This is a genomic window from Hymenobacter yonginensis (assembly GCF_027625995.1).
Taxonomy (GTDB): domain Bacteria; phylum Bacteroidota; class Bacteroidia; order Cytophagales; family Hymenobacteraceae; genus Hymenobacter; species Hymenobacter yonginensis.
The window spans coordinates 1519498-1534105 of sequence record NZ_CP115396.1; the positions used below are offsets into that span (position 1 = coordinate 1519498).

Consider the following 14608-nt stretch of genomic DNA (forward strand, 5'->3'; position numbering starts at 1 on the left):
AGCTTGATGGCTGCAAAGATACTACGGCCTGCTCGATAATTTGTTATGCAAGCATCATATTTTTGTTAGGCTTCTGTTACCGGTACAGCCGCGCAGGCAGCAAGCTGTACGCTACCAGTGCCCGAGTATTCAGGGCTGCGGAAATACCTTGTTCAGGAAACTGACCGTGTAATCCAGCGTGGGCGTGAACCAGGGATGAAAGAGCGGAAACGGATGCGGCGCCTCCGGAAAATAATGGAGCTCGGTGTAGATGTGCAGGCCCGTGAGCTGGCGCATCATGTCGTCGCGGCCGGCGTGCATGCGCGCCACGCCGCTGTTGATGAACAGGGTGGGCGGGGTGTTGGGGCTGAGGTGGCTGAGGGCGGAGCCCTGCTGCCACAGCTCGGGGCGGGTGAGCTTGTTGCTGCCAAACCACTGCGTGGCGGCCGAAAGGCTCTTGCTGTCGTCGCCCTCGCCGGATTCCGGGTGCAGGAAGGCCAGGATGCCATCCACATCGACGATTGCCTGCACGCTGCTGGAGCGGCTGCGGAAGCAAGCGCCGGCTTCGTAGAGCGGGTCGTGGTTGGTGGTGCCCACGAGGGCCGCCAGCTGGCCGCCCGCCGAGAAGCCCCACACGGCCACCCGGCTGGTATCGAGGGCGTAGGGGCGGGCGTGGGCGCGCAGCCAGCGCAGGGCGGTTTTCAGGTCCTGCACGGCGGCCGGGTAAGGGGCTTCCGGGCTCAGGCGGTACTCGGCTGTGACGGCCACGAAGCCCCGCGCCGCCAGCTGCTGGGCCATTGGCACGTGCTGGCTTCGGTCGCCGGAGCGCCAGCCGCCGCCGTGCACCAGCAGCACACCCGGAAACCGTTGGCGCCGCTTGCTCTTGGGGTAGAAGACGTCCAACTGCAGCGCCCGGCCGTTTTCGGTGCAGTACGTGAGGTTGGTCTGGCTGCGGATGGTGGCCGGCACCGGCGGCCGGGCGATGCTGATGTATGGATGCTGGACTTTGGCTTTGGTGTAGGCGCTGTGTACCGTGAACGAAGTGTCGCGCTGGGCGGCTGGCTGCTGCGCCACAGCTGCCGATGACCAGAGGGCGCCGGCCAGCAGCAGCGTTTTTAGGAAGCCTGAACAATAGGTAGGGCGCGGCATACGGGAGGTGATGAAGAGCGGATAGAACTGGCCCTAAGCTACGGCGCATACCCGTTTACGAATGCATAATAAGCCGGCAAAAACCCGGGCAACTCAGTAAACAGCCATTGCGGCCGCCGTACCTGCTTCCAAGTAAAGTGGGCCCGCGGCGGCTGACAGGCCGGTGATTTCGCCATGAATGAGTTTACTGTGCTCAGGTGCGCCGACAGATACTTCGAGTGTAGGATTCTTCCGTAGCTTGCGCCCTTCTTCAATTACCTCTTTCATTTTATTATGAAGTATATTCTTACCCTGGCAGCGGTGCTCACTATTCAGCAGGCGCAGGCCCAGATCGGGCTGATTATGGGCGGAACCCGGGCCGCGGTTTCGGTGGCTACGCTGGCCGCCCGCCAGAAAAAGGCGAAGGCCGGCGCCCCCAAATCAGAAGGAGCTGCCGCCACGCCAACGCTGGGCCGGGGCGTTACGCTGTTCAATTACCGCGGGCAGAGTGTCCAGCGCAAACGCACGGCCCCCGAAACCTTCAAAGGCAAAGGCGGCCCCGAAATCCAAGCCCTCGAAGCCCTGCTGGAGCAGCGCCACCAGGCCTTGCTGGCCGACTCCACCGCCTCGGTGCTGAGCCCAGAGCAGCTGACGGCCCTCACCACGGCCGCCCGCACCGCCGCCACCGCCCGCCCCGACTGGAACTACGCCCCTTACCAGCAGGAGCTGGCTTTCTACCAGAAGGAAGAAGAGCGCCGCCACCCGGCCGCCCAGCCGGTGCCAGCTAAATAAAGCGCCTGCGTCAGGCGTATTCCTGAATGAAAGTGGCCGCCTCTGAGCTCAGAGGTGGCCACTTCCCCTTTATAAAGCTGGCCAAGTTTAGCCACGGTTCTTGCGCTCAGCAGCGTCACTCTGCTTCGGCTGATACTTCTACGCGGCGGTTGCGGGCGTCGGGCGAGGGGTGTAGGGGGCGGGCGTCGCCGTAGCCGGTAGTGCTGATGCGGGCCTCTTCCACTCCCAACTGCACCAGACGCTGCTTTACGGCCTCGGCCCGCTGCTCACTCAAGACCTGGTTTTTCTGGGGTTCCCCGATGCGGTCGGTGTGGCCGGCTACGCGCAAGCGCAGGCTGGGGCGGGCTTTGAGCTCGGCTGCCAGCTGCTGCAGGGCCGGCTGCGCTTCGGGCAGCAGCTCGGCCGTGCCCAGCCGGAACAGCACCGTGGGCAGCACTACCGGCCGATCGGCTACCAGCGGGGCCGGGCGGGTGGTGTCGGGGGGCGCGGTTGGGGTGGGGGGCGTCGGGGCCGGGGTGGCAGCGGGGGGCGTGCCACTCACCCGGATGGTGATGGGCACGGCTGTGCTCTGGCGGGTGGGGTAGTAGCTCTGGCGCAGGTAGAAAGTGGTGGTTTTACTGAGCTTGGTGCGGTAGATGTTGCCGGTAGCCACGGGCTGCTTCAAACTAGCGTCGGTGTACCACAGCACGTTGCGGCCCGACACGCGCAGCGTGGTTTCGACGCCGGCCGGCACGGTGGCGTCTGATTTCAGCCGGACCCGGTAGAACGTGAGGGTGCCTTTGTCGCAGTCGTTGAGGGGGGTGTAGGTGGCGCGCCCGGTCAGCTTTTCCAGGGCCGGGTCGTAGGTGAAGGTGATAGAGCCTTCGCACCAGTAGGAAAAGGGCGTGCGGCCGGTTTCGGTGAGCTTGCGCACGTGCTCCAGCCGCAGGCCGGCGGCCGTGCGCGTGCCGGCCATCTGAAACGTGGCCGATACGCCCGGCTCGCCGCCCACTTCCTGATACAGCACCCCAAATACGTTGGTGCCGGAGCTTTTCTGGAGCCGAAGCACCGCCGGCCACACGGCCCCGGGCTCCCCGGTGTCAGTTTCTACGCCCTGCCATTCGCCCGTCAGGGATTGGGCCTGCGTGGAAGCCAGGCTCAGCAGAGTCAGCACCACCAACCAAAAGCTGCGTTTCATGCCACGAAGTAAAATCAGATTCGCCGAAAAGAGTCGGGCTTGGCGGCGGGAGGTTGCAACCGGCCCGCTACTCCAGATACGCCATTTCCTCGGCGCTCAACCGGATAGTGGCGGCGGCCAGGTTCTCGCGCAGGTGAGTTAGCCGGGAGGTACCCGGAATCGGCAGCAGCCAAGGCGACTTGTGCAGCAGCCAGGCAATGTTGAGCTGGGCCTCCGTAACGCCGTGGCGGCGGGCTACTTCGGCCACGCGGGTATCGGCCTGGGGCAAAGCGTGAAGCAGCGAGAAGAACGGAATGAGCGGGATGCCATGCTGCTCGCACAGGTCCAGCACCTCCTCGCCGCCAGGGTTAGTGCCGTGGGCGTGCACCAGGGTGATGCGCTGGGCGTGGCCGTACATGTTCTCGACGGTGGCAATGGGTCCCTGCTGCAGCCCCGCTTCCAGCTCCGCCCGCGTGACGTTGCTCAGGCCCACGTGCAACACCTTGCCTTCGCGCTGCAGCTCAAACATGGCGCCCAGCTGCTCGTCGAGCGGCACCGGGCCCGCGCCCATCAGCCGCAGGTGTACCAGCTGAATCTGCTCCTGGCCCAGGGTGCGCAGGTTGTTGTCGATGCTGGCCCGCAGCTGCTCGGGGCGGTTATAGGGCACCCAGCTTTTATCGGGGCGGCGGGTGGCCCCCACTTTGGTGCAGATAACCAGTTCGGCCGGGTAGGGGTGCAGGGCCTCGCGGATGAGGCGGTTGGTCACGTCCTCGCCGTAGTAGTCGGCCGTGTCGAGGAAGGTGACGCCCGCGTCCACGGCTTCGCGCAGAATCTGCAGGGCCTCGGGGCGGTTAGCCGGCTCGCCCCAGATGTCGGGCCCGGTGAGGCGCATGGTGCCGTAGCCCAGCCGCGAAACAGTAAGCGGGTGGGCAGAGCGCGGGGCAATGGTGATAGTGGACGTCATAGCAGGAAAGGATGAGGGGGTAGGATTACCAAAGAATCAGCTGAGTGCCGGGCGCTGGCAATCTGTGTTACGTCAGATTAAACGGTGCAGCCGTTGGTGCTTCGGCAGTGGGATGAGTACTCAACGAGCCGCCTTGTAGATCTTATCGGCCAGCACTTCCAGGTCGGCGGCGTCGGTGTTGGTCAGTAGAATAATGACATGGCGGAATTCCGGGTCGGTAAGCAGGACGGAGTTGAAGCCCTCGATGCTGCCGCGCCGTTCCAACACGGGCTGGGACAGGGTTTTGTCGTTGTAGTAAAAGCCGATGGTGGGGTAGCCCCGGGCGTAGTCGATGAAGGCTGACTGCTGCGGCTGCCGCACCAGCGCGGCCGTGGTAGCGGCCGACAGCAGCGTGTGGTGGCGCAGGGCTTCCGTCAGGCGCAGCAGGTCGGCGGCGGTGGAGTAGAGGGCCCCGGCCCCGGCGTAGTTGGAGAGGTAGCGGGGCGCGTCGTTGCGAAGCGTGTCGCGGGCGGTGCCGGCCCCGAAGGTGTAGTTGTGGTAGCCATAGGCCAAGCGCGGTATCACCCGTTCTTCCTGCACCACGCCCGAGTCATACATCCGTAGCGGCGTGAGGATGCGGGCCTGCAGCAGGCGGGCAAACGGCTGCTGCGTTACTACCTCCAGCACCCGCGTCAGCACCACGTAATCCACGTTGTTGTAATGAAACGTGCCGGGCCGGCGGGCTTCGTCGTGGCGCACAAAGCGGCTGACGTACTGGGCCGGCGAGTACGGGGCGGCGTAGGCATCCTTGGGCTCATTCTGCAGGCCCGAGTGGTGGGTGAGCAGGTCCAGCAGGGTAATATCTTGGCAGTTGGCCGGCAGCTCCGGCAGGTACACACCAACTTTATCCGTGAGGCGGAGCCGGTTCTGCTCGACCAGTTGCAGCACCAGAATGGCCGTGAACGTCTTCGACAGCGACGCAATGGGAAAGCGGGTCTCGGGGCCGATGGGAACGGCGAACTGCTGGTTGGCTAGGCCGTGGCTGATGCGGGTGGTGGGCCGGCCCTCGCGGGCCACCAGCACCGTACCGCTGAAACGCCCGGCTTCGTATTCGGCCCGGAGCAGCCGGGTAATAGAGCCCTGCGCGTAGCCCCCGACGGGCAGTACCATCAACCCCACCACTAGCACCCGATACCAGAATAAGAAGGACATACTTACAAGTTGATACGATAGGAAAAGCCTGGGTTATGGGTGCAGGCGGTGGTCCAGAACCAGGCTCCAACCGGCGCAAATGCGCGAAAAAGGTCCTATATCAACCCGGTTGGGGTGTCAATATATGAATTGAAGCACCTGAAGGTGGGTAGTTACCGTGCTTTGGCTCACATCCTGGCTGATTCCGCCCAGACAAGTCTTTCCATTCACCCCCAACCCCCGCTGCCATGCTCCGCTCCCTACGCCCGCTTCTCGAACCCGTTGTGCTGCCCCATTGGTGGCAGGATGCGTTGCTGCTGCTGCCCCGCGTGGTGTGCGGCTATCTGCTCACCGCCGAGTTCGGAGCCGCCAAGTTCGGCCTGCCCTGGTCACCGCCCGACAACAACCTAGGCTTGTTTGAAGTAGCCTTCTGGTTCCCGAACGATGTGGCGGAGTATGGTGGCATCTTCGCCCTGCTGCCCGCCTTCTTTGCCTGGATGGGGGCCTTCAGCGAAGCCGTGGGTGGCCTGCTGCTGCTGGCCGGGCTGGGTACGCGGGTGTCGGCCTTCCTGCTTAGCTGCACCATGCTGGTGGCTATCTTCATGCAGCAGCTGCCGCAGGGCATGTGGAATACGCTGCCGGCCGCCGGCTTTCTATGGGTCAGCCTGATGGCGCTGGTGCTCGGCTCGGGCCGCTTCGGCCTCGATTACCTGCTGGCCCGCTGGCTCAGCCGCCGCCCAACCGCCCCGGCAGCGGCCCCGGGGCGCCCCGCCGCGGCCCTGCTGCTGCTGCCCCTGCTGGCGCTGCTGCTTCCCGGCTGCGTGCAGCCCGCCCACGACAAAACCGTGGTGTACCTGCTCAACGTGAGCGGCCACGGCCCGGTGAAGCAGGTGGGCCTGCGCGGCCGCGACAAGCCCCTGAGCTGGGAGCAGGACCTGGTCCTCACGCCCGTAGTGCCCGACAGCCTCTACCGCGCCGTCGTGACCACCTACACCGGCTACCGCACCACGGAAGTCAAGTTCACCCTCAACGGCGACTTCGAGCTGGCCGGGGCGGATAACCGCCGCATCGAGTTCGGCCTTGGCGACACGGTGACCTACCGGGCCCGGCTGGGCGTGGCGCAGTAGCGGGACCTCACCCCCCGGCCCCCTCTCCTTGGGGAGAGGGGGAGCCTAACGATGCGTATCCGTCGGCCTTCTGTATCTAATGGATCTGTCATTGATGCTCTAACAGGTTTGTCGAAACAACACTACCGTTTCGTCTGCTTTGGCTCGATGAAGCGGTAGAGATGCTTCGCGGGGCTCAGCATGACTGTTCTGAACTTTCTAAATAGCTTCAACTGCAAATAACTCCTGTTCACAACTCCGGCACCTGATCATCTCATCCAGAACGCACCCCTCTCCCCCGGAGAGGGGCCGGGGTGAGGCATCTATTCCTTCTTGCCCACCTGCATTATGGGGTGGCGGCTGAGGTCGAAGGGCTGGGCGAAGGGCACGCCGGCCAGGGCGGCATCGTCCTGCTGCTGTTGGGCTTGGCGGGCCGCGTTGGGGCGCAGGGTGTGGGTGGCGAGGGGGCGGCCCTGGGCATCCAGCACCTGCACCCGCAGCTCCCGGGACGACTGGTGCAGGTGCAGCGTGGCCCCGTCGGGCAGCTGCACTTCCTGGGTGGGGAAGGGCGCTACGTCTACCACGGCGGTAGTGCTGAAGCCGTGCAGGATGTAGCTGTGGGCGGCGGTGGGGCCGGGCTGGTACTGGGCATCGAGCTGGCCCGCGCCGAGGCGCACGGTGTAGCGGAGGGCCGGGCAGGCCTGGGGCAGGCGCGGGGCCAGGGTGAGGCGGCCGGTACCCAGGTCGGGGCGAATGCCGAGGAAGTACTGGTACCACACGCGCAGCTGCTCGGCGTTGGACCAGGCCTGCAGATAGGTGCCGGTGAGGCGGGGCCAGGCTTCGCCGGGGTGCGGGTAGGCGTCCATGTTTTCGCTCAGGCCGCCCACCACGCCGCGGGTCAGGGTTTGGCGGTTCATGTTCGCAAACAGCTGCCAGGCCGTGGCCGACTGCCCGGCCTCCAGCATGCGCTGCATGGCAATGCCGTTGTTCCAGAGCCACACGGCCCCGCGGTGGTAGGCCGCATCCTTGTGGTACACGCCGGGGGCGAGGTGGTAGGGGTGGAAGGCCGGGGCCTGGCGGTTGAGCGAGGCCACGCCCCATGGGTACACCAGCTCCTGCCAGCACTGGCGCACCACCTGGCGGCGCAGGGCGGCATCGGGCACCAGGTCGAGGGCGTAGAGCTGGTTGGGGCGTAGGGTGAAATCGGGGCGGTTTTGGGCGTCGAGGCGGTCGGCCAAGTAGGGGTGCCGGGCGTCGGGGGCGAAGTCGCGGGCGAAGTGGGCCTGCACCCGGTCGGCCAGCTGCTGCCACTGCTGCTGGCGGCCGGCGTCGTGCAATAGAGCGGCGAAGGCCGCGCCGGCCCGCAGCTGCTCTACCCACAGGGCCTGGATGTCGTTGGCGCGGGTGCCGCGGGGCGTGTAGGCCACCAGGTTCTGGTCGCGGGCATCCATCCAGGTTTCGTTGTCCTCGTGCAGCAGGTAGCCTTTGTCGTCGGTCCAGTACTTCAGAGCCCCCTCAATGCTGGCCCGCACGTTGGGGTAGAGCTGCCGCACCAGGGAGGTGTCGCCGGAGTAGCGCACGTAGTCCTGCAGGCCCAGCACGAAGCGCGGGGTGCCGTCGGTGGTGTGGTAGTCGATGTTGCTGGGGTTGACGATGTTGGGCACCCGCCCGTAGTAGCGCGAGGTGGGGTCGAGCTGCTGGTACTGGGCAAACGACAGCAGGATGCGCCGGGCGGGCCCGAACTGCCCCGTCACCAGGGCCATGCCGGGCAGGGAGATGAACTCGTCGCGGCCCCAGTACTCGTTGAACCACGGCAGCCCGGCGTAAATGCCCTCGCCCTGCTGGTGGGTGATGAGCTGGTCGGTGGTGGCGTGCAGCCAGCGCAGGGCTTGGGTCAGCGAGTCGTGGGGGCTGTGCAGGTACACGGGGCCGCGCAGGTACTCGCCCATGCGCGTGCGGCGGGCCTGCTTCAGCTCCTCGCCCCGCTGCTGCGCCTCCCGAATCAGGGCCGTGGCCTCGGCCTCATCCTTGCCCACGGCCACCAGAAAGCCGGTGCCGCCGGTAGTCTGGGCGCGTTGGTTCTGTACCGTCAGCGCCTGCCCGGCCTGGCGCGGGGCCACGGCTATGAGGAAGTTGCCCTCCCGCGCCGAGAAGAACGCCACGTCGGCCTGCTGGCGCAGGAAGTTTACTTTTTCGCCTTTCAGGTGCAGGGCCAGGGGCGCGTTGTGGGTCTGGTCGAGGTCCACGGCCAGCACGTTGCGCTCATCCAGCAGCCACAGGGTTTCCACCGCGCCGCCGGCGTGTCGGCGCTGCAGCAGGTGCGGGTACACGGCCACTTCGGTAGCGGCGGCGTTGTCGAGGGGCTGGCCGTTCACCCACAGCTCGTAGCCGCCGAACACGCGGTTTTTGGCTACGTTCAGGCCCTCAAACCAGCTCCACTCGGGGTGGTCGGTGCGGTGCGTCTGGGTGAAGTAGTAAGCGGCGGCTTTGTTGGTAAACGACACCGGGCGGTTGGCTGCGCGGGGCACCACCATGCGCATCTGCGCCAGCAAATCGGGGGCCGAGGGACGGGACATGGCAGTGGGGCGGCCGGGGCGGCCAGCGGTGCAGGCGGCCACGGCCAGCAGCAGCAGCGGCGCGGCCCGGCGAACCAGGAAGGAAGACATAAGCAACGGACTAGGGGCGGTAAAGGTAAGTCCTCAGGCCCGCCCGCCGCGCCCACCGTCGTCGAAAAGCCGTTTGCAGTACAGCTCAACAATGCCTCTGGAGCGGAATCAGGCCCAGTATCCCGGTCCGACGGGCGTAGCTCGTCCGACCGGTTGTCGGCCGAGTTTGTTAGCGCATCGTCGTTCCTGCGTCAGCACGCAGCTAACCGGTCGGACGAGCTACGCCGTCGGACCGGGGCACCGTTTCAAAATTCACCTGGCTTTCCCCGGCGTCACCCGTGTTCCATCATCATGAAGCGGCTTAAAAACTGTCATCCTGAGCAGCGCGAAGGACCTTAACACGCTTGAACAACCCGTTTCAACGTGATAAGGTCCTTCGCGCTGCTCAGGATGACAGACAACTTGTCAAAGCCACCGGCTTGCTACATATCTGTTACTCCCGCCGCGCCCGGCTCATGATGCGCCGTTCCCAATGTTTGCGCTTGGGCGCTACGTAGCCGCGCAGGTATTTTTCCATCACCATCACGGCGCAGGGGGCGGCGGCGGTGGCCCCGAAGCCGCCGTTTTCCAGGTACACGGCCACGGCAATTTTGGGGTTGTTGGCCGGGGCGAAGCCCACGAAGGCGGCGTGGTCGTCGCCCTCGTCGTTCTGCACGGTGCCGGTTTTGCCCGCTACGGTAATGCCTACGTCGGCGAGGCTGGAGGCGTCGGCGGTGCCGCCGCGCTCCATTACAGCCACCATGCCGGGTATCAGGGCCGCGAAGTGGGCGCTGTCGATGAGGGTGTGGCGCTTCTGCCGGAAGCGGGGCAGCGGGCCGCCCGCGCCCACGCCGCGCACCAGGTGGGGCGGATAGTACCAGCCCCGGTTGGCCACAATGGCCGCCATGTTGGCCATCTGCAAACCCGTCAGGTTGATTTCGCCCTGGCCGATGCTGAGTGAGTAGATGGAGCGGTAGGTCCAGCGGCGGCTGCCCCGGGTTTTGTCGTAGTAGGCGGCCGTGGGCAGGAAGCCTGGGGCCTCCCGGGGCAAATCCACGCCCAGCACCGAGTCGAGGCCGAAGGAGCGCACGTAGCGCCGCCACTGCGTCAGGTTGACGTGGCGGGCTGCCACGGTGTCCTGCACCAGCGAGTCGGGCACGTGGTTGATGACGCCCTGCATCACCTGGTAGAAGTAGGGGTTGCAGCTGTACTTGAGGCCTAGCGTGAGGCTGGTGGCCGGCCGGTGGTGGTGCACGCAACTCACCAGGCTCTGGTCGCAGCGGAAGGCGGTGCCGGGGCTGATGGCGCCCAGCTGCAGGGCCACGGCCGCATTCACCAGCTTGAATACCGAGCCGGGCGGGTTGGCCAGCATGGCCGGCCGGTTCAGCAGGGGCATATCCTCGTGGGTTAGCAGCTCGGCCCGCACCCCAGCCTGGTCGGGGGCGGTGAGGGCGCTGGCCGGGTACACCGGCCCCGACACGTACGCCAGGATTTCGCCGGTGCGCGGGTCGAGGGCCACCAGGTAGCCCTTGCGGCCGCCCAGCAGCTTCTCAGCGTAAGTCTGCAGCTTCACATCCAGGGTGAGGTGCAGATCCTGGCCCTGCTGGAAGGCGGTATCCGGGGCCCAGCTGCCGTGCTGGCGGCCCTGCTTATCGAGCAGCGGGTGCTGGTAGCCGCGGTGGCCGCGCAGCAAGCCGTTGTAGTAGCTTTCCACGCCGCCGTTGCGCAGGCGGTAGAAGCGGCCCCGCCCGGTGCGGCGCGCCTGGCGGTAGAAACTCTGGGCCTCGGCGCTGAGGTAGCCCAGGGCATGGGCCGCGGCCGGAGAAGTGTACACCCGGCGGCGCTGCTCCACCAGCTTCAGCTGGGGCCAGGCGGCACTGTCCTGGCGCACGCGCTGCACTTCGGCGGCGGTCAGGCGCAGCAGGCCGGGGTAGCTGGCGGGGCCGGCGCCCGGGTAGGGCAGGGCGTCCTGGATGCGCCGCCGCACGGTGGTGGAGTCCCAGCCCAGCAGCACGCCCAGGGCCAGGGTATCGAGCGGGTAGCGGCGCGGCAGCTGCAGCAGAAACTGCGGCCGGGTAGCTACCAGCACTGAGTCGTGGCGGTCGAGGATGCGGCCGCGCTCCGGCACTTGGGGCAGCACCACGCGGCGGGCGGTGTAGCGCACGCGCACGTCGGGGGCAGTGGGAGGGTGATTTGGCTGGTCGGGAGAGGAGCAGGCGGCCAGGCTGGCCAGCAGTGCCAGCAGGCTTATCCGCCAGCTGATAAGGGCAGTGCGCATGCGGTAAAGCTAGCCAATTGTCGGGCTTCTGCGGCGTGGCTTTCGGTGAACGGGGTTCGGTGCCACCCGAACAGGTCCACGGGCCGGAACAGCCCACGCGAAAGCCATAACCGCTCCAACAGAGCCTACTCGGCGTAGCGGTGGAAGTACAGCATACCCCAGGCGGCCAGGAAGCTGCCGGCGGCCAGCAGCCCGGTCAGGCCAAACAAATCAATCAGCAGAAAACCGATAAACACGCCGAATACCATCCGTAGATACAACTTCATGCGCAGCCCCAGCCAATACAGCACGGCCCGGAACAGCAGCGTAACGCCGAGCATCAGCAGGTTGCCGATAAGCGCCTTGGGCGCGGTGGTAATGCAGAAAAGCCAAAGTGCCTCGGGCAGCAGCAGGATGCCGTATAAAGCGACCTGCTGGGCGTATAGCCGCATTTTGCTGTAGGGAAAGTTGCGGGCAAAACGCAGATACGTCAGCTCGAACTCGCTGGCCTGATACACCAGCACCGCGTGACTCAGGGCCACGCACAGGCCCAGCAGGCCGATGAGCCGGAGGTCGGCATGGGAAGCGGGAAATACGGTGATAATAAGCGCAATACTGATGAACGAAGCGGCTTTGGTAACGGCGTAAGGAATCCGTTTGCGCAGAAGCACTTCATACAGAAAAACGCTGAACAACGGCTTGGGCCAGGTGCTCAGCCACGTAAGTCCGGCCGACCCAGCGGGAGTGGTGGTCAGGTTGTTGGTCAGGCCTACGTAGCGCCAGGCGCTGTACATGGTGAGGGCCAGCAGGTACCCCGGGAGGAGCAGCGGCACCAGCCAATACCCGTAGGCCAAACCCACCACCATGGCATATCCGCCCAGCACCACCAGCGGCAATGTCATCGTAAGCTGCACCACCGCCCACGCCCGCAGCTGCCGGGCCCGGCTCAGGGCATTGATGCTGTAGTACAGAAACGTAGTGTCCGGGGCCTGGAGGCGCGCCCCAACATACTGCCAGGTTTTGGCGCTGTAGAAGAACAGCACAGCAGCAAACAGCAAAACGCCCAGCGGCTCACTGACAGTGGATATGACCAGTTTCAGCGCCGTTTCGAGGAGCTGCTCGGGCGTCAGGTGGCTTTGGTTGAGGACATTGGTGTAGAAGAAGTTGCTGAAGACAAGGATGAACAGCGAGAGCAGCAGACCGGTGTGCGCCTGGTAAAATCCTTTGGCCAGAAGCCTGGTCAGCACGCGTGTGTGGGCGCTGCTCATAGGGCGTGCCGCAGCGTCTGGCGGTCCACCACAATTTCCCGCACATCGGGCAGCAGTTCCCCCTCAAACGCCTGGTGCGACGACAGTACAAACGTGGTGCCTTCCTGCCGGTGCTGGTCGGCAATCCAGGCGTAGAGCACTGGCAGCGACTCCACGTCCAGGGTGGTGAGGGGCTCGTCGAGCAGGATGCAGGCCGGCCGCCCCAGGAAGGCCAGCGCCAGCGACAGTTTCTTGAGCATCCCGCTGGAATAGGTGCTGATCCGGTCGGAGAGGTAGGCGCTCATGCCCATGCTCTCCACATACTGTTCCTCCTGCCGCGCTGGCGCCTCTTTGGCCGACTTAAACAGTTGGATCAACTCGGTGCCGGTCAGGAAATCGGGAAATACGGGTTCGGCCTCGGCGAAATTCACCGCGCTGCGGTAGTCCGTCGGGTGCTTTTTGATGGAGAGCGTGTTGTGCAGGCTGATGTCTCCCTCGAAGGAAATAATGCCGGCTACCGTTTTCAGGAAGGTGCTTTTGCCGGAACCGTTGTGCCCGCGCAGCCAGTGAACACCGGAGTCAATGGTGAAAGCAGGGATGTCAAGAATCAGGTGGCCGTTATACGCTTTGTGATAGTTGTGTAGCGTCAGCATAAAGTAGTAGAAGCAGGGTGCAGGTTCCGGAGCAGACCTGCCCAGCAGAGGTCATATTTTTCCGTCAGCAACGCCCGAACCGCCTGCTTGTTGTACTATGCTCAAATGCGTGGCAGATGTAGAGACGCGTATTCGCGTCTCAATCGTTGCTGACGTTGTTTAGGCGGCGGAGTGCGGCGTGGTACTGGCCGCGTTCAACGACGAGGCGCTAATATGCGTCTCTACACCGGCGGTGATGTTGTTTAGGCAGCGCGGTTCGGTGCGGTACCGCCCGTTCAACGACAAGACTATGCGTCTCCACACCGTTGGCGATGTTGCTTGGGTGACGTGGTACCGGTTGTTCAACTACGTGACGCGAATACGCGTCTCTACACCTAGCGGAACAGGCCTTCTTCGCCGGATTGCTCGTGCTGCCAGCGGGTGGGGTTAGTGAGGATGTAGTGGCGGATTTTGTCCAGCTCCTCGGGGCTGCGCACTACCCGGTCGTAGAAGCGGGGCTGCCAGGCGAGGGGCAAGCCGGCGCGGCGCGCCTGGGCAGTGGTGCCGGCCTTGAAGCCGCGCAGGACGGCCGCCAGGTTGTCGCGCTGCGGCGCAAAGCGGTTTTCGTAATGCAGAGACGGAGTAGGTTCGGTAGGCTTATCGAAGAATAACAGGCCGTGCAGGTGGTCGGGCATGAGGACGAAGGCATCCAGCGTGACGAAGGGAAAGCGAGCTGGAATCTGCTGCCAGCCGTCCAGTACCAGTGTGGCCACGGGCGTGAGGTCCAGGCTGGCCTGGTCCCAGTCGTGGTTGGGCACGATGATGTCGCCGAAGAAGCGGGTGCGGTGCTGGGTACAGATGGTGACGAAGTAGGCCCCGTTCTGCCCGTAGTCGTAGCCCCGTAGCCGGGCCGACGCCACCCGGTATCTATCGTGGTATAATTCGCTATCTATGTAGAGACGCATATTTGCGTCTCGTCGTTGAACGAGGACGCCGGGGTTCGTTCACAGTAAATAACATCAGCAACGATTGAGACGCAAGTATGTGTCTCTACATCCGGTGGTACTGCTCAACAGAACGCCGCCCGGATTGCTTAGCGTGGAGCTTTATGGTTTGCATTATTTAAGCGAATAAAATGATGTAGTAGTACATCATATATCCCAAGAAAGCTATTGGCAAAGCTGAGAGGAATACTTGTAATCTAGAGGAGATGCGCTTTACGCTATGAAATGACTTAATATGGTTTCGTATTAGTAAGACATTGATAAAAATGGGTAGGAAGTAAAGTAGAGCAGTAGCAAAATCACTGTTTATGGCGTACCCAATACAAGCGTATGTCGGCCATAGGCACATGATAATTGCTGTGGCTATGGCAACTGATTTTCCTGATTTAGGAAATATTAAAAACAACCAGCTACTTATTCCAATATGCAATATGCTTCCTGCGAAGCTGGCAATTGGTATCAATGTAATGCCTGCTGCTACTGCTGACATAGCAGCAAACATGAAATAGAGTAGCAATCCTGAAATTA

At 64.1% G+C, this 14608-nt stretch carries 13 protein-coding genes; 3 read left to right on the forward strand and 10 right to left on the reverse strand.

The window, feature by feature from the left end:
* Positions 1-129 precede the first annotated feature (129 nt).
* Together O9Z63_RS06565 and O9Z63_RS06570 are read right to left on the reverse strand one after the other, a co-directional pair.
* Complete coding sequence (locus O9Z63_RS06565) at positions 130-1128, reverse strand: alpha/beta hydrolase (protein ID WP_270128515.1); 999 nt, start codon at positions 1126-1128, stop codon at positions 130-132.
* Positions 1129-1221: 93 nt separating this feature from the next.
* Positions 1222-1395 carry a hypothetical protein gene (locus O9Z63_RS06570; RefSeq protein ID WP_270128516.1) on the reverse strand — a complete coding sequence of 58 codons (174 nt, stop codon included), beginning with the start codon at positions 1393-1395 and terminating at the stop codon, positions 1222-1224.
* 6 nt (positions 1396-1401) lie between these two features.
* Here O9Z63_RS06570 and O9Z63_RS06575 point away from each other — a divergent pair, with 6 nt between their 5' ends.
* A complete protein-coding gene (locus O9Z63_RS06575) occupies positions 1402-1899 on the forward strand; it encodes a hypothetical protein (protein ID WP_270128517.1) in 498 nt (165 codons plus the stop codon).
* A gap of 115 nt (positions 1900-2014) precedes the next feature.
* Here the strand turns inward: O9Z63_RS06575 and O9Z63_RS06580 are convergent, their stop codons facing one another.
* The 3 genes from O9Z63_RS06580 to O9Z63_RS06590 form a co-directional block, all read right to left on the reverse strand.
* Entirely contained in the window at positions 2015-3076 is a 1062-nt protein-coding gene (locus tag O9Z63_RS06580; RefSeq protein ID WP_270128518.1) for an OmpA family protein, read from the reverse strand.
* Positions 3077-3143: 67 nt separating this feature from the next.
* Positions 3144-4019: an aldo/keto reductase gene (locus O9Z63_RS06585; protein ID WP_270128519.1), complete on the reverse strand. Its 876-nt coding sequence runs from the start codon at positions 4017-4019 to the stop codon at positions 3144-3146.
* Positions 4020-4139: 120 nt separating this feature from the next.
* Positions 4140-5210 carry a serine hydrolase domain-containing protein gene (locus O9Z63_RS06590; RefSeq protein ID WP_270128520.1) on the reverse strand — a complete coding sequence of 357 codons (1071 nt, stop codon included), beginning with the start codon at positions 5208-5210 and terminating at the stop codon, positions 4140-4142.
* 227 nt (positions 5211-5437) lie between these two features.
* Between O9Z63_RS06590 and O9Z63_RS06595 the strand changes: the two genes are divergently transcribed.
* Positions 5438-6316, forward strand: a complete 879-nt coding sequence (locus tag O9Z63_RS06595) for a DoxX family protein (RefSeq protein ID WP_270128521.1) — start codon at positions 5438-5440, stop codon at positions 6314-6316.
* Between the two features lie 302 nt (positions 6317-6618).
* Here O9Z63_RS06595 and O9Z63_RS06600 read toward each other — a convergent pair whose 3' ends face one another.
* The 5 genes from O9Z63_RS06600 to O9Z63_RS06620 all read right to left on the reverse strand — a co-directional run bounded on the left by O9Z63_RS06600 (position 6619) and on the right by O9Z63_RS06620 (position 14041).
* Positions 6619-8961, reverse strand: coding sequence for an amylo-alpha-1,6-glucosidase (locus O9Z63_RS06600; RefSeq protein WP_270128522.1), 2343 nt, complete (start codon positions 8959-8961; stop codon positions 6619-6621).
* 433 nt (positions 8962-9394) lie between these two features.
* Positions 9395-11218: a peptidoglycan D,D-transpeptidase FtsI family protein gene (locus tag O9Z63_RS06605; protein WP_270128523.1), complete on the reverse strand. Its 1824-nt coding sequence runs from the start codon at positions 11216-11218 to the stop codon at positions 9395-9397.
* Positions 11219-11343: 125 nt separating this feature from the next.
* A complete protein-coding gene (locus O9Z63_RS06610; protein ID WP_270128524.1) occupies positions 11344-12444 on the reverse strand; it encodes a hypothetical protein in 1101 nt (366 codons plus the stop codon).
* Between the two features lie 17 nt (positions 12445-12461).
* Positions 12462-13097, reverse strand: coding sequence for an ABC transporter ATP-binding protein (locus O9Z63_RS06615; RefSeq protein WP_270128525.1), 636 nt, complete (start codon positions 13095-13097; stop codon positions 12462-12464).
* Positions 13098-13471: 374 nt separating this feature from the next.
* On the reverse strand, positions 13472-14041 hold the full coding sequence (locus O9Z63_RS06620; protein WP_270128526.1) for a transposase: 570 nt from the start codon (positions 14039-14041) through the stop codon (positions 13472-13474).
* A gap of 404 nt (positions 14042-14445) precedes the next feature.
* Between O9Z63_RS06620 and O9Z63_RS06625 the strand changes: the two genes are divergently transcribed.
* Positions 14446-14589: a hypothetical protein gene (locus O9Z63_RS06625; protein ID WP_270128527.1), complete on the forward strand. Its 144-nt coding sequence runs from the start codon at positions 14446-14448 to the stop codon at positions 14587-14589.
* The last annotated feature ends 19 nt before the right edge of the window (positions 14590-14608 follow it).

Excerpts from the sequence above, each read along its gene's own strand:
- O9Z63_RS06580 (WP_270128518.1), bottom strand. The coding sequence starts at position 3,076 with ATGAAACGCAGCTTTTGGTTGGTGGTGCTGACTCTGCTGAGCCTGGCT.
- O9Z63_RS06600 (WP_270128522.1), bottom strand. The coding sequence starts at position 8,961 with ATGTCTTCCTTCCTGGTTCGCCGGGCCGCGCCGCTGCTGCTGCTGGCC.
- O9Z63_RS06570 (WP_270128516.1), bottom strand. The coding sequence starts at position 1,395 with ATGAAAGAGGTAATTGAAGAAGGGCGCAAGCTACGGAAGAATCCTACA.
- O9Z63_RS06585 (WP_270128519.1), bottom strand. The coding sequence starts at position 4,019 with ATGACGTCCACTATCACCATTGCCCCGCGCTCTGCCCACCCGCTTACT.
- O9Z63_RS06605 (WP_270128523.1), bottom strand. The coding sequence starts at position 11,218 with ATGCGCACTGCCCTTATCAGCTGGCGGATAAGCCTGCTGGCACTGCTG.
- O9Z63_RS06595 (WP_270128521.1), top strand. The coding sequence starts at position 5,438 with ATGCTCCGCTCCCTACGCCCGCTTCTCGAACCCGTTGTGCTGCCCCAT.
- O9Z63_RS06590 (WP_270128520.1), bottom strand. The coding sequence starts at position 5,210 with ATGTCCTTCTTATTCTGGTATCGGGTGCTAGTGGTGGGGTTGATGGTA.
- O9Z63_RS06615 (WP_270128525.1), bottom strand. The coding sequence starts at position 13,097 with ATGCTGACGCTACACAACTATCACAAAGCGTATAACGGCCACCTGATT.
- O9Z63_RS06620 (WP_270128526.1), bottom strand. The coding sequence starts at position 14,041 with ATGCGTCTCTACATAGATAGCGAATTATACCACGATAGATACCGGGTG.
- O9Z63_RS06575 (WP_270128517.1), top strand. The coding sequence starts at position 1,402 with ATGAAGTATATTCTTACCCTGGCAGCGGTGCTCACTATTCAGCAGGCG.
- O9Z63_RS06565 (WP_270128515.1), bottom strand. The coding sequence starts at position 1,128 with ATGCCGCGCCCTACCTATTGTTCAGGCTTCCTAAAAACGCTGCTGCTG.
- O9Z63_RS06625 (WP_270128527.1), top strand. The coding sequence starts at position 14,446 with ATGGCAACTGATTTTCCTGATTTAGGAAATATTAAAAACAACCAGCTA.